Here is a 21807-nt window from a genome sequence, read left to right as displayed (position 1 = left end):
AATGAATTATCATGCTAAGGAAATGAATCCTCAAAAAATAGGATTACTTGAAGGATTTTGGGGAAATAGGAATCAACTTCTATCTGAGGTAATAATTCCCTATCAATGGAATACGTTGAATAATCGTACCGAGGGTGTACCACTAAGCCATGCTGTCGAGAACTTTCAAATAGCTGCAAAAGAAATGGAAGGGAAACCGGAGGGAACAATTTTCCAGGACAGTGACGTTGCAAAGTGGATTGAAGCTGCCGCATATTCCCTAATGCATCATCCCAACAGCGACTTGGAGAAGAATATCGATGAATTGGTGCGATTGATTGGAAAGAGCCAGCACTCCAACGGATATGTGAATACCTTTTTTACAGCCAAAGGGATTGAACAAAGATGGTCTGATCTCGAAATGGGACATGAGATGTACTGTGCAGGGCATCTGATCGAAGCTTCCGTAGCATATTATCAAGCCACCGGAAAACGGCAACTGATGGATATCATGGTGCTTTATGCAAATCTGATAGCTGAGGAATTCGGACCGGAAGAGCAAAAACTTCATTCCTACGATGGGCATCCTGAAATTGAGTTGGCTCTCTACCGCTTATCAGAGGCTACCGGGAATACCCGATATATGGATCTTGCTGATTACTTCATGAATATCAGAGGATCGATCAAAAAGGATCCTACTGGAGTCACTGATAAAGAAGGAATGGTTCAAAAGTCCAGATGGTTGAAGTCTGATTACTTTTTAGATGACAAACCAATACGGGAAATGACTGAAGTAAGCGGACATGCTGTTCGTGCAATGTATTTGTATGCAGGCGTAGCAGACCAATATCGACGAACCGGTGACCAAAAACTTTGGAAAGCCCTTACCAATCTTTGGGATAACCTGGAGCAAAAACGTATATATATAACAGGGGGCATCGGTTCCCAAAGCCTTGGTGAACGATTTACAATCGATTATGATCTTCCCCCAGATCGAGGATATACTGAAACTTGTGCCTCGATAGGAGTAGTCTTTTGGGCTTGGAGGATGTCTCTCATTGATCCAGATAGCCGTTATGCAGATATGGTGGAGAAAGAGATATACAATGGGGCCTTGAGTGGCATTTCCCTGGACGGGAAGGCATATTTTTATGTAAATCCCCTGGAGGTCAATCCAAGGGTTGCAGCCTTCAGGCAGGACATGGAACATGTATTGACTCACAGAGTCGGTTGGTACGACTGCGCATGTTGTCCTACGAATATTGCCCGCCTTATGGGATCAATAGGAAAATATATCTATAGCAGTACTGATACTAGTGTATGTATCCACCAATACATTTCTTCTGAGACAGAAATATACCTGGAAGGAGAACCAATTTCCCTACACCAAGAAACCAAGTATCCTTGGAATGAGGAAATTCAAATTTCATTGAAAATGGAACACCAGAAACGCTTTGGACTCATGTTACGAAAACCCGTTTGGTGTGATGAGTGGACCTTGGAAATAAATGGTATTGCCTGTAACTCATATCGTCTGGAAAAAGGGTTTATCCATGTAGATCGGATATGGACTGATGGCGATACTGTCCAACTAAAGCTGGAAATGGCAGTAAAGCTTTTTCAAGCGGATAGTCGGGCGCAGGATTATTGCGGGAAAGCTGTCTTGATGAGAGGCCCACTTGTCTATTGTATGGAAGAATTTGACAATGGTCCGCAATTACAAGAGCTGCTCATCGATCCTGAAAGCAATTTTGAACTGGAAGAAGAAATAGTGCAATCAATACCATCCGTACATATTCTTCTTGATGGATATAGGCAAACAATCAGGACGAATAGCTTATATGGACCTATGAAGAAAACCGAGAGAACCAAGGTCAGGCTTAAGGCAATTCCCTATTTTCAATGGGGAAACAGGGCAAAAGATCAGGAAATGCGGGTTTGGATCAGAACAATATAAGGTGATGCTTTCCAATAACCAAATGGATTGACAGGTATGTTGAGGATAAAAAAGATGAGGCTATATTATGAGCCTCATCTTTTTGGTCCTATGCAGTTGCCCAGGTGTTCAGTTTTATACACTTTTCCAGACTAACAAAAGAGGCTGCTCTCCCACCCTTGTGTCATTCCATTGTCCCACGGCCTTTCTGTACATAAAGCAATCTTTTATAAATACAAGTTATGTAAAATACACATACAAATTCATACGATATAGGTATTATTTTTAATTAAACCATGTTTTTTAAGAGTAATAGCAATACAACTTTGGCAAATTTGTTCTTTTTTTGTTGACAATACCAATATATGGTTGATACTTGAACTATTGTGTTCAGATTTGGACTCATGTACTTTGATGGAGAGGTGTATACAGTATGAAGAAAAGCAAATGGGTACTAGGTATTTCTCTGATATTTCTTTTTTTATTCATGATGCTTGCGGGATATTACAATGCAGGCTGTGGTACCGTGACGGTAAAGAATATTTATTATCCGGATACGGAAGGAAACGTATTAAGAGGACAATTGTTTCTCCCAAAAGGAGTCTCTTCTGTGAATCCTGCACCGGGAATCATCAACATGCATGGGGGTGGGGATCATTTGGAATGTGTCGGCAATTTTAGTTTGGAATTGGCACGCCGAGGTTATGTTGTGCTCGCCGTTGATGCATATGGAAGCGGGTATTCCGATTACGCCACCGGAGCTGTTGCTACCAGTGCCGGAGGGTCAGGAACTCAAGCAAAATCATCAGCCCTAAAAATGGATGGAGGGGCAACAGTAAGCCTGGAGAAGATGCTTACCTATAGTTTCGTCGACCAAAATAATATTGGGCTGATCGGACATTCAATGGGCGGTACCTATATCGCAAATGCAGCTCTTGCTCACAAAAATAACATAAAGGCCATCATGCCTTGGGGGTCAGGGTCCTTTGTTGATATGTTGAAAAAGCATAGTCCAGAGGAATTCACGTTCAATGTTGGTTATATCAATGCAAAAAGTGATGAAATGGTCGTATTTGCCTCTCATCTGCGCGATACAACAAAACTTCTGGACGAGGATTTTCTCAAATCCTTCTTTGGTACTACGGAGACTATCGTTGCAGGTAAAGCCTATGGATCGTTTGCAGACAAGAATGCCCGGGTAATCTACACTCCACAGGCTAGCCACATCGGTAACATCATCAGTAAGGAATCCATAGGTGACTTGCTGGGTTATTTTGAATCGGCGATGCCCACCGGTACTGAGCTAACTCCCAAGAACCAGATTTGGCAGTGGAAACAATTGTTCAGCATTCTTGCTATCATTTCTCTTCTCTGTTTCACTATCAGCCTCGGATTTGTGCTACTTGATGGCAAAACGTTCAATTCCCTTGTCGTTACCGAAGAGAAAAAAACGATACCAATGGGAAAGGTCATGCGATGGGGAGGCATTGCCCTACTGGTAATCATTCCCATGTTGACTTTATATAAAATAGGTCTTCCCTTGACAACGATCAAGGCCAGCAGATTTTTCCCGATGAACTGGGGAAATTATTTTGCTTGGCTTTCAGCTGTCAACGGGGGAATCATCGGAGTATGTTTCTTGATCTGGCATTTTGCCTATGGGAAAAAACATGGTGGAAATCTGAAAAGTTATGGATTCCCATCAAAGGAAGTGTCACTAGGCCATAACGGCATGCAAGTGGGTAAGGTAATTGGGTTCGGGGTTACCATCATTTTTGCCATATATGTAATTGTCAATATATGCTATGCCATGTTCAACATTGATTTCAGGATTTGGATGGGAGCACTGAAGCCAATTACTCCACAACGTCTTACATATATTTGGGGTTATTTATTGATGTTCCTGATTTCTTTCGGTGTATTGAATATGGTAAGCATCAGCTTTGCAGATCTCTCGGCAGGTTCCCAAACCAAATGGGGAATTGTGAGACAGTACTTTATCGGATGGGTAATCGCAACTGGTGGCTTTGCGCTGATACTGATTATTTATTATGCTGGGTTGCGCATAAACCATTATCCACCGTTCTTCTACGGATATGGACCATTCCCTGCAGGGCATCCGAATTCTCTTGTTTTCAGCATGAAACAAGTCGTCAATGTGCCGTTGTTCACGTTTGCTTCTTTCGTAAACACTGCATTTTACCGACGGACAAAGAACATTTATGTCGGATGGCTTGTCGCTGCACTTTTCATAGCAATGACTACGATTACGGGAAATGCCTTTACCTTTTAATCTGTAACAACAGTATAAAGGAAAGGAATTCCAAGTCTGTCGTATAGCGAATATTTCATATTGAAGCCATCTTGCAGAAACCTTATCGTACTGTAGGATGGCAACTTATGAAAATAAGGCCCACACATAATAAAAAATTGTTGTGTGGAATGAAAAAGTCAACAATCGAGGAAAAAAAGGGTTAGGGAGCTCAAGAAAAAACGGAAAGCTTATCGGATACTCATGCATTCTGATCTGAGCTTTAGCCTCTTATCTGGCTATAAATTACGTGTTTGTCTTAGCCAACAAAGCTTCAAATTCTGCTATTGACATTGGTTTCCCAAAGTAGAAGCCTTGTGCTACATCGCAACCGATCTCACGTAGAAATTCAACCTGATCCATTGTCTCAACACCCTCTGCTACCGTTTCTATTCCCAGATCTTTTGCCATCGAAACAATGCTTAGGATTATTTTTTTACCACGGGCTGTATTTAACGATTCTGTGAAAAATTCACGATCAAGCTTAACTACATCCACAAAGATATCTTTCAACAGGTTCAAGGATGAGTATCCTGATCCAAAATCATCTATAGACAATCGAAAACCAATTTCATGAAGCCTTCTGGTAACATCAAATATAATATCTCGATCGCCGAAAAATGCACTTTCCGTTAACTCCAATTCCATCAATCCTGGATTTACATCATACTTTTCAATCAAGGCTTTCAGGCTGTCAATATATGCCAAGTTATACAAATGAAGTCTTGACTGATTTATAGATATTATCAAAGGTTTTCGACTCTCAGCTGTCCACTTTTGTTGCTTTTTGCAGATTTCCTCAAATACAAACATATCGATTTTAGTTACAAACCCATTTTTCTCGAACAGTGGAATAAATAAATTAGGTTGTATAATCCCTTTTATAGGATGAAACCATCGAACCAAGGCTTCCGCTCCTACTATATTTTCTACTTTAAAATCATATTTTGGCTGCAAATACACTTTAAAATCATTATTCTTTAGTGCCTGATGCATTTCACTTTCAACTTCATGTTCATGAATTACCTGGGTTCGAATATCATCATTGTAGAAACCATGGAGGCTAGTGTGAGTTCCCTTCATCTTACGGGCTGCGAGCCGTGCCCTATCACTCATGGTTTCAATTGAAATATTACTATTCTCGATTATGAAAACACCGGAAATAACAGCCATTTTGAAGTTTGGCTCAGATACAAACTTAAAAGTCAAAATATCTTCCGTAATTTTCTCCAACCTACGTCCAAGTGCTTCTTTGGAAACATATTCAGCGAGAATATAAAAGATATCGCCTGTTACATGAGCAAAAACTTCATGCAGACCCATCTGATGGGATAATACACCAGCTATATGCTTTAGAAGCAAATCGCCCTGGTCAAACCCAAACAAATCATTTATTAATTTAAAATTATCAATATCAAGCAATATAAAAGCATATTTGCTTGTCGTATCTTCAAGAAGAAGTTCAGCTTTTCTTTTAAAAGCGTTTATATTATAGCTATTTGTCAACTTATCAACCGATGTAAGCTCATTATAAATTGAATCGTTTTCTTTCTTCAAATTAAGCTCTTGCTCTTTTCTTGCAGTTATATCAAATACTATTCCAGATATAAGTTCTGGCTTACCATTGGCATCTCTTTGTGTGATTTTACCACGGTCATAAAACCATTTCCAACTTTTATCCTTTGCCTGAATTCGATACTCAGTCTCATAGACACTCGCTTTACCTTGCATATGCAAAAGCATTGCGTTCATCGTATTCTGGTAGTCATCCGGATGTAATTTATCCGTGAAAAACTGGTAATTCACTATTTGAGGCAAGTCCTCCATTGAATAGCCCAAAACACTCACCTTCAACTGATTAAAGACAACAGAATTCGTTATGACATTCCAATACCAATGACCTAGGTTGCCTGACCAAGCAAAGTCAAGCCTGGTTTCCTGCTCTTTTTCTGCTAATAATTCTTTATTAAGCGTTTCAAGCTCAGTGATTCTTTCAGCCAGCTGTTCAAGAGTATGTACTGCATAATCCATCCGTTTCATCCTTTTAAAATTTTATTGGCAACCAAAGCAACTGTAATAGATGTGCTGATTTCATCTCAGATATTTCATGTATTCATCAAGCAAATACAAGTGCCACAAATCGATATGCCATCACATGTGCCATTGTTTTCACTTTTATCCCTTAGCTCTCTTCAGTATACATGAACTTTACTTTAATGTTGGCTTTTCGCGACTTAATTCTTTACAAACTTAGGAATTTGTATATTTGTTTATATATGTAACTTTACATAAAGAATGATGGTAACTCACTTTTCGGTGCGCTAGGTCGGCAGACCTTTTTATCTTACTGTCCACCCCGTACTGCTTATACAAGATATATTGCTGGACAAAAAACTATATTTCAATAAGAATGACATTCCATTTTGGTATTGAAATCAAAGGAGGGAAACATGAAGACTATTATTGAAACATCAAGATTAGCCTTGAGAGAAATGCTACTAGAAAATTTCCCTTGGCAGTGGTCCCACTAACCTACTAAACAAATATCCTAACATGAAAAACAAACGATACAATTCTTTTTGAAGGTAAACAAGCTTGAATCATTCATAAAGAAACTTGATGATCAACAAGAAGTGAAGAGACTCTTTTGCAAGCTATTGTCAAATTACGAATTCAAGTGTTTAGGATCAGAACGGACGGTCTTGAAGAAACGGAATGGCCATCCAGTTTTTTTGCCTTTCCTTTTTGCCCAGTGTTCTAGACATTTATAAATCGCAGAAAAAATCTTTTTGAAGACATGAATCTACACGACTACCTTGAAGATCTATTCTGCTGAAGTACCAGCTTGTTTCTGCAGCAAGAGGGCAAACTCTTCCGGTACGACAGGCTTGCTGAAATAGAATCCCTGCATCTCATCACAAGCCTGACCCTTGAGGTAGTTCATTTGCTCTAGGGTTTCGACACCCTCGGCCACGACCGCAAACCCAAGCGTCTCCCCCATGGCAATGATGGCATGGGTTATCGCCTTGTCCTCACTGTTATCAGGGACGTTGCGGATAAACGAACGGTCAATCTTGAGCGTATCGATGGGGAAATGCTTGAGTTGGGCAAGAGAGGAATAGCCTGTCCCGAAATCGTCAATGGCCAGCCGCACCCCCATACTTTTGATCCTGACCAACACATCCCTCATCTTCTTGGGATTGCTCATTATCATGCTTTCGGTAATCTCCAGTTCCAGCAGATTCGGGGCCATGCCGGAATCTTTCAAGGCAGCTTCTATATCATCAATCAGCTCATTATCTGTAAGTTGTTTCAATGATAGATTCACTGCCATACAGACTGCAGGAAGTCCCTGTTTTTGCCAGGCAACGTTTTGGATGCAGGCAGTCCTCAACACCCACTTGCCAATTGACAGAATCATTCCTGTCTCTTCAGCGACTGGAATGAATTGCGTGGGGGTAACAGAACCAAGTTGCGGACTTTGCCAGCGAAGAAGGGCCTCCACGCCAGTAATGGCACTTGTCTTCAAGTTGACCTTTGCCTGATAGTGCAAGGAAAGTTCATTCCGTTCGAGCGCATAGCGCAAGTTCTGTTCAATATCCATACGTCCCGTTAGTTCTAACAGGATATTCTTGGAATAGAACTGAAAATTGTTTTTACCTTCTTCCTTGGCATAATACATGGCCATGTCCGCATGTTTCATCAATACCTGCGCGTCCTCGCCATCCTTGGGGTATACGCTTATGCCGATGCTGGCAGTTACCCGGCACTCATCGCCCTGCAGGATTACCGGTTTATACGTATTGGCAAGAAGATTCCTGGCTATCAGTCTCAAATCACTCGCCTTATGGACATCATCAATCAAGACGATGAACTCATCGCCCCCCTGACGGCTTACGACATCCGCCGCGCGCAATGTTTGCGTATAGCGCTTGGCAATCTCTTGCAGCAACTGGTCCCCGGCATCGTGCCCCTTCGTATCATTGATCATCTTGAAACGGTCAAGGTCAATGAAGAAAATCGCAAATTTCCGATTATACCGTTTAGCGACCTCGATCGTGTGGCCAAGGATCTGGAGAAGCATCAATCGGTTGGGCAAGCCTGTCAGGCTATCGTGGGTAGCTAGGTATTTAATCTCATCTTCGGCGTGTTTATATTTTGTAATATCCCTTGATAGTGCGACAAACCCCAAATAATCCCCGTCATTATTTTTACATACAGCGGCAGAGAAAAGAATAGGTATCCGAGTGTTATTCCTGGATATGAAAGAAATGTCTTTATTGCGAATGGGACCATACTCCAACGTCTTAATGACATGTATCATGCTTGATTTTATATCCGTCGGAAAAAGCATTTCAATCGGCTTTTCAAGCAGATCAGCTTTTTCATACCCCAATAGAAATAAGGTTTCAGCATTAACATAGGTAATCAGCCCTTGGGGATTCACTAATATTACCGAATCAATAATGGTTTGCAAAATACTTTCAGCGGCAATTGCAGGGGATAGTGTCATCAATCGATATTTTTTAATGGCATATAGAATTCCCAACTGCCAAATCATCAGACCTGTTACAGTAATATCTGGGATATCGACATTAATGATTATCTTAGTCAGCAAGACAATTCCCATGCTATATAAAAAAGAAACTACGGCTGATATTAAAATCGTCTTGATTTGTTTTCGCTCCGTTACTGACGTAACCTTTTTTTGCATGCAATAACATAAAGATATGTTTATCATCCCTGACGAGGCTATGCTACTGATGAAAAGCAAAAACCATACGGATCTGACATTGGTAATTGATATCCAGCCGAATTGATTCTGTATAAAATCACTCACGAACAAATCATGTTTTAGTGCTTGAAAGAAGAATATTGCTACAGGCAAATAAAGTATGAGGTAGATCCACCATTTTTTTAGCAATTTTTCTTTTTTTGTGTATATCAAGAAAAAATGGATAGAAGTGCTCGGAAAGGAGCAATAGCCGAAGGCTGTGATCGTACTCCAAAGCATGCAACTGGCTTTGTCAGGCGAGGCAGTTGAAAGAGCCAGAAAAAATGACCATATGAAAAGGCTGAGATTAAGTGCAAAAAACGCCCTGTTCAAGGCTGCCTTTCTGTTCTTGTGGAGCATGACAACACCACTAACAAAATAAACAATGCTACAGAAATACAATATATTTGAAAAAAAGTTCATCTAAGTTCTCCTCTTCGTTATATTTTCTTTAGGAGTAAGTGAATTTATACGTTACTTTCTTTGCAAACACAATGATGACATCGTCATTATTTACTAGACACCAAGCTTTTGATTCGCCAGTTCAACGGGCAATTAATCCTATTGTCCATCCATACTGCTTTGACAAGATATACTGCTGGACAAAAAACAATGTTTTAATAAGAATAATATTCCACTTTGGTATTGAAATCTAAGGGAGGAAACATGAAGACTATTATAACAACATCAAGATTAGTACTCAGGGAGATGACCCAAAAAGATTACCCTGCACTTTCACTAATACTGCAAGACACACAGACAATGTATGCATATGAAGGGGCATTCAACAATATTGAAACACAGGAATGGCTTGACAAGATGCTTGCCCGTTATAAGACCGATGGGTTTGGTTTATGGGCAGTCATACTGAAAAACACAAAAGAGATGATCGGACAAACCGGATTGACCTACCAATCTGTATATGATGATAAAGTCTTGGAAATCGGTTACTTGTTTAATCGTAAGTACTGGGGCAATGGGTACGCAACAGAGGCCGCTATTGCTTGCAAGGAGTACGCATTTGGTAAGCTCAACGCCAGTGAAGTCTACTCCATCATTCGCGACACTAATGTGGCGTCAATGAACGTGGCGATTCGTAATGGCATGCTCATACGAACCAGATTCATCAAGCATTACAGGAATATGGATATGCCGCATTTTGCTTTCTCAGTGAGAAACAAGCAATAGTTAGCCTCGCTCCTGATAGTAGGTAGTATGGTATAATCTTATTTTAAGGCGATCATGCATAACGAAATCCTGCAAGAGATGCTTTCTGAATATGAAAAGGAATCCCACGGTTGGGATTTTTCCTATTTAAACGACAAAACAGAAGAGTCCATGGAACCCTGGGCTTATCAACAAATTGTTGAAGAAAGCATGAAGGGAAAGGATGCCTTGCTTGACTTAGGAACTGGAGGTGGTGAATTCCTGTCTTCCTTGCAAAATCTCCCTCAGACGGTGTATGCCACAGAAGGATACGAGCCAAACTTTCCAATTGCACAACAGAGGCTCAAGGACATTGGGGCTATATTAAAGTTCATTGTCGATGATAAGATTCCTTATGATTCCGGGCAATTCAACTTAGCAATCAACAAACATGAATCCTACGATCCTACTGAAGTTCATAGAGTTCCAATACAGGATGGAATGTTCATTACCCAGCAAGTAGGTGGATTGAATGGTTGCAATCTCAACCTGGCATTCAAATCCAATCTGCCCAAGTATCTTGATTGGGAATTATTGGGGGCTGTCAAAGCTCTGGGACAACAGGGTTTTTCCATAGTGAAAAAGCAGGAATCGTTTGGATATACCCGGTTTTTCGATGCCAAAGCCTTGGTATATTACTTGAAATGCATTCCCTTGCAAATCGAAGGATTTTCTGTCGAGAAATACTTTGAACAACTGCTCTCGCTTCACTCATACATCCAGGAGAATGAATTCATGGATTTGATTAAACACAGATTCCTGATTGTCGCAAGGAAATCTGGCTGAACCTGTGGTATCTTCCTTTTATACCTGACCAAGGCTCAAGACAAAAAACGTTTTTGATCCTGATGCAAAGACTTGTCATACTATCATTCCTGCTTTGTCAATGTCCCCTCCTCGTTTCCAGTAATCCAATCATCATCTTCAAATGCTTTCCAGTTGCAAGCATATTCAACAACTCCACCATCAGTCGAAAAGGTCCAGGTCTCTTGGAAGTATCCCTCGGTTTCATACAAACCAGAGGAAACAGAGAGACTGTATTTCGTATCAGAAATGATATCTTCGGATAGACTATTCGCCCCTTAGGCTTCGACATAACTTACCTGTCCAGTGCCAGTAGAAATAACCATGTCATTTTGAGAAAAATCATATTGTGTCCCTGAAGTATCCTCCCAAAAACCGTAGAGCCATTCAGGGGGAGAAAGATAATAAGTTCCTATAAATGCACATCCACAAAGCACAATCATCAGAATTACACATGAAATAAAAAAGCCAGTTTTTTTTCATGTCCTTCCTCCCGCCGCAAAATAATAAAGGAATCCTATAGGACCCAGGACATAGTCATCATCAATGGGAGAAAAGGAGTCTTTATAGGAAATAATCTTGCTGTATACAAACCGGCTATAAGCAATTCGGGCGAAGCATTCAAAGCCACCAATCCACAAACTTGCACCTACATAAGGAAAATATGAGACCTCAGAGGCCTTCTTTCCATATAGTTTTTCTGAACTGAAAGTCTTGACAATTGCAGATCCTCCCAGACCTAAAGAAAAAGGACCAAGATGAAGAAAAGAGTATTCAAGACTGATGCCATTTTTTATATCAGTTACAGTTGCATCCTTTTCAACAGGAAGAGGGAATTCTAACTCAAGGCGACAAACAAAGTCCTTGATGTCCATGGCAATAAAGACGGTATTCAAAGCCGCATCACCACCATAAATCACATCACAGCCAATTCAAACTCCCGAACGCACTGAGATAGCACCTGCGGCTTTTCCTACCGAAGAACTGGCCCAAACGGATTCCATCAGGATCATGATAATCAACAAGAAAAGCATCCGTTTCTTCATTATTCCTCCTATCATATAGGGCAAGCCACATATTGAAATTGAGAGAAAAGAACTATCCGCTCAGGATAAACCATCGTCATCAAATTACTCATTCATAAGAGAATATTATACTTTATAGTCTCCTAGACTTCTTTATCTGTCCATATGTCATTTTCATGTAAATTATATATATCCGTTCGATGCAGTTTCTTTTCTGCTCTGAAATAAGAATTCAATGACAACTGATGAAAAACTAATCTCCCAGGAAAGCCATAAGCTTTATCAAGACATGTTGAATGAGCGGATATTTATTTTTCACTTTTCCCACATTGTTATTTCTCCCTTATGGTAATCCATATTTCACAAGTATAACCAGGATTATTCACATCAGCTGACATGTATGCTTTAAAATCTGTACCACTGCTGGACTGATATTCACTTCCCGGAAAATATTCCGGTAGAATATTGAGTCCTATTTTTCAGTAGACTTGGCCAGTTTTATTCACTTGTATCGGTAATATAATAGGTTGAATATATCCTATAATTCAACTACACTATTTATAGAACACCCAAGGAGGGATGAATATGCTTGTAGATATGAAAAATCTTGTATCCATAACCGAGGCAAATCGCAACTTCTCCAAGATTGCTCGGGCAGTCGATGAAAAAGGTTCTGTTGTCATTTTGAAAAACAATGCGCCCAAGTATGTAATTGTTTCCTATGAGCAGATGACTGCAGCTGAACATATGAACGATGATGAGCTACTTACTATTTCCAAAAGAACGTTCAAGAATCATGAGGTTGCTTATAAAGAACTTGCCAAATGATCAGGATAACAGTTCCTCAGGTACTGCTTTTGCATAAATATCTCATCGAGGTTTCCGGTGGAATGGATGGGGTAAGATTATGCCGCTTTGGAATCAGCTCTCAGCAATCCATTCCAGACTTTCTCGGGCGAAGACCTGTATCCGGGCAAGAAGAGAAAGGCAGCAGCACTCTGTTTTGGTCTTATTCAAAATCATCCTTTCATTGACGGCAACAAGCGGATAGGTGTCCATATCTTGGATGTCTTTCTCCAGATCAATGGAATCAAACTTGAGTATTCTGATGATAATCTAGTACAACTCGGACTGTCAGTAGCAGATGGTTCTTGTAAAATTATAGATATTCATGCTTGGATAACCAAGCATGAGGTCTGAGAAAGTAACAGGGAGACCCCAATTGATGCAATAGAAACTGAACATCCTTTGATCCAACGATTGAGCGCAAGCAGTATATTTGATACCATGCACAAGGAGGATTTTATGAACAAGTTGGCGGTTTTATCATTAGGGGGTTCGATCATTGCACCGGAGAAAGTCGATTACTCCTTTCTCAAGCAGTTGAACGAAAACCTGAGAAAATATCTAAAGGAAGACAGGAGTCGAAAAATCATTTTGGTTTGTGGTGGAGGAGCTCCTGCCAGAATCTACCAGGAAGCTTTGCGCAATATCATAGACGATCCAGACTGCAATGAACTTGATTGGTTGGGGATTCGTGCAACCCATCTCAATGGACAACTCATCAAGGCAATGCTCAGTGACTTGTGTACTGACAATGTCATCACCGACCCCACCGGACATATAAATTTTCAAGGACAGGTACTCGTGGCTGCTGGCTGGAAACCGGGATTTTCCTCGGATAACGATGCTGTCATCTTGGCCGAACGCTTTGAAGGAAAGTTGATAATCAACCTTTCCAACATTGCAAAAGTCTATACCGATGACCCAAAAAAAAATCCTGAGGCCACGCCCTTGGACACCATCAGTTGGGAAGAATTCAAGACTATGGTCGGAAGCACCTGGACCCCAGGAAAGAATACTCCCTTTGATCCGATTGCCTCAAAACGCGCAAGCGATTTGCACATGAAAGTTGTTTGTGCCGATGGGAGAAACATCGAAAATACGATGGCTATCCTTCGCGGGGAGACCTTTGTGGGAACTGTTATTGGTTGAATATTTTCTTGCTTTTCCTACTCCCGGAAGCCTTGGCCCCGGGAGTATTTTTTTGATTTCATCACCTTTTGCTGAATATCAAGGAAACTTGTACACTTTGTACTGTAGTTCTTTCCTATCCTTATTTCATTACTAAGAAAGCATTCCTAACAAACTAGTTAAGTATTACATTGTTTATAATTATATAATACCTTCATAGTTATTCTTTTACCGAAAATCCAACTTAGTAAGGATTCATTACAATATATAAAAACTGCAAAAATACAGTTTCTCAGTCTGGCTTTTGATGCTTCAATTCCAGAAAATACGGCAGGACCTCGGCAAATGATTCGGGGAAAGGAACGTCCTTGGTAAAGTCAGGAATCCACGGAATATTGTCTGCCAACTCTTGCACAAACCCATTGTCGATCATAAGATCTTCCAACAGGTCAATCAGGCTGTCATACTCTTCCTCTGTAATTTCTTCAAAGAGATTCTCCCCTTCTGGCGGGACAAATTGTACCATCAAAGACAACCAGGCATGCTTCTTGAGCTTCTTGGCAAAATACTTTAAAAATGTTTTCGTTGCGTCCAAAGTTCCGGGAAACAAGAGATGACGTACAAGCAAACCTTGCATGTTGCCCTGTTTGTCAAACCTCACCCGAGGATGTTTTTCCACCAGGAAATTCATGACAGGACCAATGATCGAACTATAGGAACCAAGGCCGCAATACTTGGCAGCAACCTCGGAATCGAGAGTCTTGACGTCAATGAGATACAAATCAACATAGGGATCGATAAGGGCCAATCCTTCCAAGGATTCATACCCTGAACTGTTCCATACCATTTGCAACGTCAAGCCGCCAAGCCTTGCTTCCTGTATGGCCAGAATGATCGAGGGAATGAAATGCGTACCGGTTACCAAATTGATATTTGTCGCTCCCTGAGCCTGAAGGGCAAGCATCAAGTTGGCCAATTCATGGATGGAAACGGAAATTCCGACAGAGCTTTCCCCTCTACCGACTCCTTTTGATATCTGATGATTCTGGCAATAGGCACAGTGCAAGGGACACCCACAGAAAAAGATCATCCCGGACCCCTTGGTCCCGGTGACAGGAGGTTCTTCTCCCCTATGAAGGCCCGACCAAGCTATACGAACCTGATCTGATTCTCCACACCTGCCATACTGGCCTTTTGTCCTGTCAACACCACAATAATTGGGGCATAACGAACAGTGGGTATAGGCTTGCATTGTCTCTTGTAGCTCACTCATCTTCTGGGATTCCTCCATCTCCAGTGTAGTCAAAGAAACTGTTCTCCTCCAGTACCCCAATGCTTCTTTTTTACCCTGCTGTATAAAAAAAAGCATAACAATTATCTCGTTATAATCATACTTTTTATCATTCCTTTTTCGGTATATTATTACTATATATTATAGATATTTCTTCTTTATAAGGTTAACGCCACAACCTATTTTTTGCAGACTCCCTGCAAGAGTGCTTGACCCTAAAGGGCAAATATACCACTGTTAATACTATGGCAATCAAGGATTTTTTTTCGAAAAAGAAACAAGGAAATACTGAGGAAGAAGAACGTTACATCCTCTCCATTGATGGAGGAGGGATGCGTGGCATCATCCCTGCCATCATCCTTGAGAAAATATCACAGCTCATGGAAGAAATGGGCGACAATCGTCCTTTCTATTCACATTTTGATCTGATAAGCGGCACCTCCACCGGAGGCCTGATTGCACTTTCCCTTTCAATTCCCATACAAAAATCAGCTCTGCCTGCCGATACACGGTATATTAGCTACATCTATGAAAAGCTTTCCAAGACCTTCATGCAGAAAATCAAGAAGGCCCCTGCCTCGGAGCAATTGAAGGGAACCTTGCCCTTGGGAGTAAAAACCAGCGACTTGGAATCGTTATATGCCGTACATGGCAAGGAGATTTTCCCCAAAAGTCAGGGAAGAATCTTTTCCCAGATATTTACCGACAAGTATGATGCGGAACCTCTTGAACGTTACCTGAAAAAAATTTTTCGGGATGTTCCCCTCAGTGAAGCCCAGGTTCCAGTCATGGTCATGACCTACGATGCCGCAAACGGACGCCCTTTCCCTATCTCCAGCAGGGATAGCCATGGCTTCCTCTTCTGGGAAGCGGGAAGAGCAACCAGCGCAGCCCCAACCTATTTCAAACCAGCTTTCCTCTTTGACAGGGAAGAACAAACCATGCAAACCTTGATCGACGGAGGAATGGTAGCGAACAACCCTTCCCTCTATGCCTATTGTGAAGCAAAGAAACTGTATCCAAATGCCAAGAAATTCCATATCCTTTCTCTTTCAACTGCATCCAGCGATTTCACTTTTACCATAAGTGGTTCAGGAACTGGCGTAATAGGTTGGATAGACCCGGCAAAAGGTGCACCCATCCAAAGGATCTATGCAAATGCCCAGGTCCAGACTACCGATGTCCTGGCTCAAGAAATCCCGGACCTCTCCTATACCAGGGTACATGGGCCCTTGGATGATGCCTTGAAACTCGATGCCATCTCTCCTTCTGCCATCAATCTGATGCGAGAAGGGGCTCTAACAATCTATAGGGAAAATGAAGAAAAGATTCGAGCCTTTGCCACCCTGCTGACCCAACGGACCACATTTGATCAACTGACCTTGGGACCAAAGGAAATCGAACCATTATTGGTTGCCCCTGAACCTGACAGTGAAGAGACACCAGAGGAGCCTGAGGAACTTTCGCCTTCCCTTTCCCCGTATTACACCTTTCTCAACCGATACGGTTTGACTGACAAGGACTCCAACGAAGGAGCCAGCGTGTGAGTACCCATCCCAGCCAGGAAGCCCTGGAAACAAATTTTCGTCTGCTTTGCGATGACCTCGATACATTTCTTGAGAATACTTTCGGCCATCGCTATACACGCCACCCAAACAGACTGGCACGGGGCAAGGCCGCAAGTGTTGCCTATGATGGTCTCTTTTCAACGGGAACCCAATTCACCCTTGGATATGGAAGCAACTATGGACGTGGGTATATCGTGGACATTGAAATACGGACCTTGGACAAAATTCCGGCAACAGAACGTCAGGAAATAGAGGAAGAGGCAATCAATCAATTGAAAACCTTCATACCGAGCAGATTTCCCGATAGAAAAATTTCTGTGGTCAAGGATGGAAACGTCTATAAATTAATCGGGGATTTCTCACTCGGTTCTGTCTAGCAAGAATCGAAAAACCCGAAGAAAGTCTGCATGGGCCTGAGCCTTGAAAGGCTTGAATCGCTTGGGTCTATGCCCCAACGCATCATCACTGATAACCCTGCATACGGTACACGGGCAGTCCATGGAAAAGCAAGCATAGGCAACCCCATAACTTTCCATATCGGCAAACCCCAGATGCAAATCTTCCATCAGCCAAGGATTCTCCTCACGGAAAGGACGAAGAAGGAACCTGTCCGCAGTTCCCCCGATACACGAAATGGTAGCTTCCATCGGAGGACAATCCAAAGAAAGGGAAGCAAGGGTTTCCCCTTTTTTTGCCGAGGGAACTTCACCTCTTTGCAAATGAAAAGCTCGTAGGTCAATATCATATTGAACCACCGAGGAAGCCAGTACACAAGTACCAATGGACAAACCAGGATCGACACCTCCTGCATATCCCACGCAAAGAACTGCCTTGGGGTGGTAGTCAAAAATGGAACGAACAGTATTTGCCGAAGCTTGGACCTTTCCGACTCCCACAGGAACAAGAACATAGGACTTTCCGTCCAGGAAATGAACCTCATTATACTTTGTAAGGAATCCTTCCAATTCATCCTCACTGGAAGCGACCACAAGAAGATCAACGGACATACAGCATCCTTTCTTTTACTATGTCTGGAATTATAAGCAAGGGGGCTACCCCGTGCCTTCGTTCATAACCTTCCTGTGCTGTACGTTGCAAAGCCAAGGAACAAAGATCAACTGCCCTGGATACGGCAGTTAGGAAGGGAACCTTATTAACCAATAATCCAGTCAAAAGGCTTGCAAACAAATCCCCGCTCCCTGGATAGGAGGCCTTGAGTTCCTTATAGGGAACCAAACCACAGGTACCCTCATCGCAGTAGGCAACAGCCAGGGAATCGACCAACCTGACGCTGGTGACAAGAACCCTCGAAGGGCCCAGCATAGCCAGTTCCCTGGCCCAGCGATATATCTCATCCTGTGTAAAAATAGATTGGTAAGGGCGGTTCAGCAACAAGGCTGCTTCGGTAGTATTGGGGGTAATCACATCGCTATGGGTTATGAGCATACGCATGTGCTCGACCAAGGAAACGTCCACCGGGCCATACATGGTTCCCTCATCCCCAAGGACGGGATCAACGACTACCAGGACCTGCCCTTTTTTCTTTTGACGGGCGATCAAATTCTCAATGATCTGGATTTGGTGACACGACCCCAAAAAGCCTGAATAGATTGAATCAAAAGAGAGATCCAGGGATTCCCAGACAGTCAATATCTTTTCAAGGGTTTCAGTTTTGTCCTCAAAATAATAGGAATCAAATCCATCGGTCTGGGAAGAAAGTAGTGAAGAAACAAGGGGACACACCTCCACGCCAAGGGCTTCCAAGGTAGGGATGACTACCGATAAGGAACTCTTGGAATAACTGCAAAGGTCATGAATCGCAACACAGGTAGGTACCATATTTTCTACACTACTGTACATCTTCAAACTACGCAATATGTGATATACTTACACTATGGAGGCACTATGCTCATTTATGATTATCTCAGCCACGTACCCATAGCCGATGACCAGCTCGATCCCTTGGATTTTGCCACTCCTTCACCAGAGGAGTTGAGTAAAGCTCTTGGTTCCATGATCCTTTCAGCTTCAGGCTGGAGAAAGATTTTTGCGGTCACCGGAAATGAAGAAGATACCACCCCATCAATCTCCAAGGCAGATTCCATCCTTGCTGCCTTTGTTGCCTTAGCGCTGGCCAGACATTTGGGAATTCCGGGAGCCCAGAAATCAGCAATAAATAGTACCTTGGCAACCCTCCCTTCTCCTGGAGAAACGCAACCTTCCATTCTCGTCGGGCTTGATGCCCGCCCCACCGGCCAAATCCTCGGGGATATTGTTTGCCGCATCCTTGCCGCCCTGGGAGCAAAGGTCAGATATCTCTTCATCAGTGCCGCCCCAGAGATAATGGCAGATTGCAATTTATTTCCCCAGGAAGCCGATGCTTTTCTCTATGTCTCTGCCAGTCACAACCCGGTAGGACACAACGGGATCAAATTCGGAAAGAACGGCGGAGTGTATGCCGGCAGTGAATCTGCGCAACTGGCCAGCATCTTTCGAGCCTTGGTTGCTGATCGGAAAGCCGCTTGCTACGTACAACGACTCTCAGCCCTTCTCGATACCAACGAATTGCACCAGATTTTTTCTTCGATCCGTTTCCAGAAGCAACAAGCTTTGGAACGATATGAAATTTTTGCCTTGGGAACAGCCTGCAAAAGCTTTGACAAGGAAAAGATCAGAGATCTATCCCGTTCAATTCTGGAATGGACCAAAGATAATCCTATTGGTATCGTAGCTGAATTGAACGGTAGTGCCCGTTCAGTCAGTATCGACTACACCCTGTTCAATTCCTTGGGAATAAAAGTCCTGTTCTTGAATAACCAACCAGGAAAAATCGTGCATGCAATTGTTCCCGAAGGGGAAAACCTCGAGCTTTGCAGAAAAACCCTGGAAGATCAATTTCATCGGGATCACTGCTTCAAACTCGGCTATGTCCCTGACAACGACGGAGACCGCGGTAATCTTGTCTACATCAAGGACAGCCTCGGCAAGGCGGTTATCATGGAAGCCCAGGAAGTATTTGCCTTGGTGACCTTGACTGAACTATGTCAGGCCAGGTTGCACTCTCCCCAGGCAAAAATTGCCATTGCAATCAATGGACCAACCTCAATGCGCATCGACAGGATATGCAAGAATCTTGATGTCAAAGTATTTCGTTCGGAAGTCGGGGAAGCAAATGTAGTAGGCCTTGCAGAGAGACTCCGCACAGAAGGCTTTCTGGTACCCATCTTGGGAGAAGGCTCAAATGGGGGTAACATTACCTATCCTGCAAAGGTTAGGGACCCCTTGAATACGATATTGAGCTTGATCAAGGTGCTCTCGGACAACAGCCTTTTCAGACTCTGGTGCAGAAGTATCGGAAAAGATATTCCCAAGATCTTGAATCTGGAATCAATCATGGATAGTCTCCCGATTTTTACCTCGACAGGAGCTTTCTCTTCGGAAGCCAAAATGCAGGTAACGACGTCCCAGGAAAAATTGAAAACAGCATATGAAAAAGTATTCCTCCGTCAATGGGAAGAAACACAAACAGAACGGGAAGCGTTGGGAATCACAAGCTATGTGTGTTACCAAATGGAAGGAATGGTTTGTAGGGAAGGACTGGGAAAAGCTTTCAGGACTCCTCCTTTTACGGGAGGGCTCAAAATTGCCTTCCGAAACCAAAACGAAACGGAAACAGATTTCATTTGGATGAGAGGAAGCGGTACGGAACCTGTTTTCAGGATTATGGCCGATTGCGAAGGCAAGGACCAGAAGCGACATGATTTCTTGTTGAATTGGCAACGGAAAATGATTTCTGAAGCTGACCAACTGGCACAGGAAAAGAACTAACAGCCCTCCCAGATCTCATTGGCAAGTCCCAAAAGCGTGGCTTCACGTTTTTCCTTGCCTTTGAGTTCACATTCCCAAACGACGAGTACCTTCCACCCTTGATCTTCCAAGGATTTTATGACCTTCTGGTCCCGTTTTACATTGGCAGCAAATTTCTTGTCCCAGAAAGCAGTATTGGTCTTGGGCCTGACAGAATCTGAACAACCTGCATGGACATGCCAAAAGCAACCATTTACAAAAACCACGGTACGGTATTTTGGCAAGACAATGTCAGGAGTACCCACCAAATGTCTATCATTGACCCGATAGCGAAACCCTTTTTTGAATAAATATCGGCGTACCAAAAGCTCCCCTTTGGTATTCTTGCTTTTTATTGAAGCCATGATCTTGCTTCGACAGACAGTATCCATGCCCTTTACAATAGCATACAAGAAAGATTTTTTTTATCCTTGATCCAGTATTACAGCTTTGGTTTTTCAAGCAAGCAATCACATTGCTGGATTGCCTCGTAATACCGAAGGGGACGGTCACGTGAATAATCATCCTTGGTCAACCCATTTGAGGAAGACAGCACCTTCCCATAGCGATCCAACAGGACAAAACCGGGAATCCAGAATTTTGGTACGTCAAATAGATGCATGATTCCCGTTTGTGATCGATAGGAAAACTTTACATAAGGGAAAGGATAATTCCCCTGTTTCATAAAAGAGACAAGATTCTCATTCGAGATATCACGTTCATGCCCGGCAAAAACAATTTCCACATTCCCATACTTCCGTTTCATTGAAGCATAGGTTTGCTTCAGTTGCTCACTATAGGCTTGGCAATAAGGACACCAGTCAGCTGCATAATAAATTAGATAATAATCAGATGACACGGTCACCTCATTGCCCTCAAGGTCAGAACAAGATCCTTTCAGTACAGTGGAAAAAAGCCGCTCCCCTTGTTGGGGAGCACGCATGATCGTGCAAGAACTCAATATAAACACCAAGGGAAGTAGATAAACAAATCGTTTCATCAGCAATACCCTCCTCTTGAGAACCTATAAAAAAACAATACTGGATCAGATGGGGAGAACAGAATCTCTATCCCCTTCCTTTCATGCCTAGGA

At 42.4% G+C, this 21807-nt stretch carries 18 protein-coding genes; 10 read left to right on the top strand and 8 right to left on the bottom strand.

Annotated elements, in window-relative coordinates; translation table 11 throughout:
• Position 1 precedes the first annotated feature (1 nt).
• Complete coding sequence (locus ACHZBG_RS02385) at positions 2–1936, top strand: beta-L-arabinofuranosidase domain-containing protein (RefSeq protein WP_320127840.1); 1935 nt, start codon at positions 2–4, stop codon at positions 1934–1936.
• 412 nt (positions 1937–2348) lie between these two features.
• Entirely contained in the window at positions 2349–4208 is a 1860-nt protein-coding gene (locus tag ACHZBG_RS02380) for an alpha/beta fold hydrolase (protein ID WP_320127839.1), read from the top strand.
• A 264-nt stretch (positions 4209–4472) separates the two neighbouring features.
• Here ACHZBG_RS02380 and ACHZBG_RS02375 read toward each other — a convergent pair whose 3' ends face one another.
• Both ACHZBG_RS02375 and ACHZBG_RS02370 read right to left on the bottom strand, forming a co-directional pair.
• On the bottom strand, positions 4473–6257 hold the full coding sequence (locus tag ACHZBG_RS02375) for an EAL domain-containing protein (protein ID WP_320127838.1): 1785 nt from the start codon (positions 6255–6257) through the stop codon (positions 4473–4475).
• A 793-nt stretch (positions 6258–7050) separates the two neighbouring features.
• Positions 7051–9423 carry an EAL domain-containing protein gene (locus tag ACHZBG_RS02370; RefSeq protein WP_320127837.1) on the bottom strand — a complete coding sequence of 791 codons (2373 nt, stop codon included), beginning with the start codon at positions 9421–9423 and terminating at the stop codon, positions 7051–7053.
• A gap of 243 nt (positions 9424–9666) precedes the next feature.
• On the opposite strand from ACHZBG_RS02370, the gene ACHZBG_RS02365 reads away from it, so the two are divergent.
• Complete coding sequence (locus ACHZBG_RS02365) at positions 9667–10188, top strand: GNAT family N-acetyltransferase (protein WP_320127836.1); 522 nt, start codon at positions 9667–9669, stop codon at positions 10186–10188.
• 54 nt (positions 10189–10242) lie between these two features.
• Positions 10243–10992: a hypothetical protein gene (locus tag ACHZBG_RS02360; protein ID WP_320127835.1), complete on the top strand. Its 750-nt coding sequence runs from the start codon at positions 10243–10245 to the stop codon at positions 10990–10992.
• 497 nt (positions 10993–11489) lie between these two features.
• Here the strand turns inward: ACHZBG_RS02360 and ACHZBG_RS02355 are convergent, their stop codons facing one another.
• The gene (locus ACHZBG_RS02355; protein ID WP_320127834.1) at positions 11490–11930 is read right to left on the bottom strand and encodes a hypothetical protein; all 441 of its coding nucleotides are present in this window, start codon (positions 11928–11930) and stop codon (positions 11490–11492) included.
• 690 nt (positions 11931–12620) lie between these two features.
• Between ACHZBG_RS02355 and ACHZBG_RS02350 the strand changes: the two genes are divergently transcribed.
• The 3 genes from ACHZBG_RS02350 (at position 12621) to pyrH (ending at position 14030) form a co-directional block, all read left to right on the top strand.
• The gene (locus tag ACHZBG_RS02350; protein ID WP_320127833.1) at positions 12621–12863 is read left to right on the top strand and encodes a type II toxin-antitoxin system prevent-host-death family antitoxin; all 243 of its coding nucleotides are present in this window, start codon (positions 12621–12623) and stop codon (positions 12861–12863) included.
• 87 nt (positions 12864–12950) lie between these two features.
• Positions 12951–13235 carry a type II toxin-antitoxin system death-on-curing family toxin gene (locus ACHZBG_RS02345; RefSeq protein WP_320127832.1) on the top strand — a complete coding sequence of 95 codons (285 nt, stop codon included), beginning with the start codon at positions 12951–12953 and terminating at the stop codon, positions 13233–13235.
• 105 nt (positions 13236–13340) lie between these two features.
• On the top strand, positions 13341–14030 hold the full coding sequence (pyrH, locus tag ACHZBG_RS02340) for a UMP kinase (protein ID WP_320127831.1): 690 nt from the start codon (positions 13341–13343) through the stop codon (positions 14028–14030).
• Positions 14031–14301: 271 nt separating this feature from the next.
• Here the strand turns inward: pyrH and ACHZBG_RS02335 are convergent, their stop codons facing one another.
• Positions 14302–15282, bottom strand: a complete 981-nt coding sequence (locus ACHZBG_RS02335; protein WP_320127830.1) for a radical SAM protein — start codon at positions 15280–15282, stop codon at positions 14302–14304.
• A gap of 263 nt (positions 15283–15545) precedes the next feature.
• Between ACHZBG_RS02335 and ACHZBG_RS02330 the strand changes: the two genes are divergently transcribed.
• Together ACHZBG_RS02330 and ACHZBG_RS02325 are read left to right on the top strand one after the other, a co-directional pair.
• The gene (locus ACHZBG_RS02330; protein WP_320127829.1) at positions 15546–16847 is read left to right on the top strand and encodes a patatin-like phospholipase family protein; all 1302 of its coding nucleotides are present in this window, start codon (positions 15546–15548) and stop codon (positions 16845–16847) included.
• A complete protein-coding gene (locus tag ACHZBG_RS02325; protein ID WP_320127828.1) occupies positions 16844–17245 on the top strand; it encodes a hypothetical protein in 402 nt (133 codons plus the stop codon). Before ACHZBG_RS02330 ends, ACHZBG_RS02325 begins: the two co-directional genes overlap by 4 nt.
• Here ACHZBG_RS02325 and ACHZBG_RS02320 read toward each other — a convergent pair.
• The gene (locus tag ACHZBG_RS02320; RefSeq protein ID WP_320127827.1) at positions 17228–17875 is read right to left on the bottom strand and encodes a 5'-methylthioadenosine/S-adenosylhomocysteine nucleosidase; all 648 of its coding nucleotides are present in this window, start codon (positions 17873–17875) and stop codon (positions 17228–17230) included. The two genes, ACHZBG_RS02325 and ACHZBG_RS02320, sit on opposite strands and share 18 nt — an antisense overlap.
• Entirely contained in the window at positions 17865–18707 is an 843-nt protein-coding gene (locus ACHZBG_RS02315) for a pyridoxamine kinase (RefSeq protein ID WP_320127826.1), read from the bottom strand. The genes ACHZBG_RS02320 and ACHZBG_RS02315 overlap by 11 nt, the downstream gene beginning before the upstream one ends.
• Before the next feature lie 66 nt (positions 18708–18773).
• Here ACHZBG_RS02315 and ACHZBG_RS02310 point away from each other — a divergent pair, with 66 nt between their 5' ends.
• The gene (locus tag ACHZBG_RS02310) at positions 18774–20696 is read left to right on the top strand and encodes a phosphoglucomutase (protein WP_320127825.1); all 1923 of its coding nucleotides are present in this window, start codon (positions 18774–18776) and stop codon (positions 20694–20696) included.
• On the opposite strand, the gene ACHZBG_RS02305 is transcribed toward ACHZBG_RS02310, so the two are convergent.
• Positions 20693–21106, bottom strand: coding sequence for a very short patch repair endonuclease (locus ACHZBG_RS02305; RefSeq protein WP_320127824.1), 414 nt, complete (start codon positions 21104–21106; stop codon positions 20693–20695). The two genes, ACHZBG_RS02310 and ACHZBG_RS02305, sit on opposite strands and share 4 nt — an antisense overlap.
• A gap of 50 nt (positions 21107–21156) precedes the next feature.
• On the bottom strand, positions 21157–21714 hold the full coding sequence (locus tag ACHZBG_RS02300; RefSeq protein ID WP_320127823.1) for a thioredoxin family protein: 558 nt from the start codon (positions 21712–21714) through the stop codon (positions 21157–21159).
• Between the last annotated feature and the right edge of the window lie 93 nt (positions 21715–21807).

The organism is uncultured Sphaerochaeta sp., assembly GCF_963676625.2.
In the GTDB taxonomy this organism is placed as follows: domain Bacteria; phylum Spirochaetota; class Spirochaetia; order Sphaerochaetales; family Sphaerochaetaceae; genus Sphaerochaeta.
Note: the sequence above shows the minus strand (reverse complement) of the source record. Positions and strands in the feature narration are given on the sequence as shown.

Bases quoted from the DNA above. Each gene is read 5' to 3' on its own strand.
- ACHZBG_RS02305 (WP_320127824.1), bottom strand. From the start codon at position 21,106: ATGGATACTGTCTGTCGAAGCAAGATCATGGCTTCAATAAAAAGCAAG.
- ACHZBG_RS02370 (WP_320127837.1), bottom strand. From the start codon at position 9,423: ATGAACTTTTTTTCAAATATATTGTATTTCTGTAGCATTGTTTATTTT.
- ACHZBG_RS02380 (WP_320127839.1), top strand. From the start codon at position 2,349: ATGAAGAAAAGCAAATGGGTACTAGGTATTTCTCTGATATTTCTTTTT.
- ACHZBG_RS02330 (WP_320127829.1), top strand. From the start codon at position 15,546: ATGGCAATCAAGGATTTTTTTTCGAAAAAGAAACAAGGAAATACTGAG.
- ACHZBG_RS02350 (WP_320127833.1), top strand. From the start codon at position 12,621: ATGCTTGTAGATATGAAAAATCTTGTATCCATAACCGAGGCAAATCGC.
- ACHZBG_RS02360 (WP_320127835.1), top strand. From the start codon at position 10,243: ATGCATAACGAAATCCTGCAAGAGATGCTTTCTGAATATGAAAAGGAA.
- ACHZBG_RS02315 (WP_320127826.1), bottom strand. From the start codon at position 18,707: ATGGTACCTACCTGTGTTGCGATTCATGACCTTTGCAGTTATTCCAAG.
- ACHZBG_RS02365 (WP_320127836.1), top strand. From the start codon at position 9,667: ATGAAGACTATTATAACAACATCAAGATTAGTACTCAGGGAGATGACC.
- ACHZBG_RS02385 (WP_320127840.1), top strand. From the start codon at position 2: ATGAATTATCATGCTAAGGAAATGAATCCTCAAAAAATAGGATTACTT.
- ACHZBG_RS02375 (WP_320127838.1), bottom strand. From the start codon at position 6,257: ATGGATTATGCAGTACATACTCTTGAACAGCTGGCTGAAAGAATCACT.
- ACHZBG_RS02320 (WP_320127827.1), bottom strand. From the start codon at position 17,875: ATGTCCGTTGATCTTCTTGTGGTCGCTTCCAGTGAGGATGAATTGGAA.
- ACHZBG_RS02310 (WP_320127825.1), top strand. From the start codon at position 18,774: ATGCTCATTTATGATTATCTCAGCCACGTACCCATAGCCGATGACCAG.
- ACHZBG_RS02300 (WP_320127823.1), bottom strand. From the start codon at position 21,714: ATGAAACGATTTGTTTATCTACTTCCCTTGGTGTTTATATTGAGTTCT.
- pyrH (WP_320127831.1), top strand. From the start codon at position 13,341: ATGAACAAGTTGGCGGTTTTATCATTAGGGGGTTCGATCATTGCACCG.
- ACHZBG_RS02335 (WP_320127830.1), bottom strand. From the start codon at position 15,282: ATGAGTGAGCTACAAGAGACAATGCAAGCCTATACCCACTGTTCGTTA.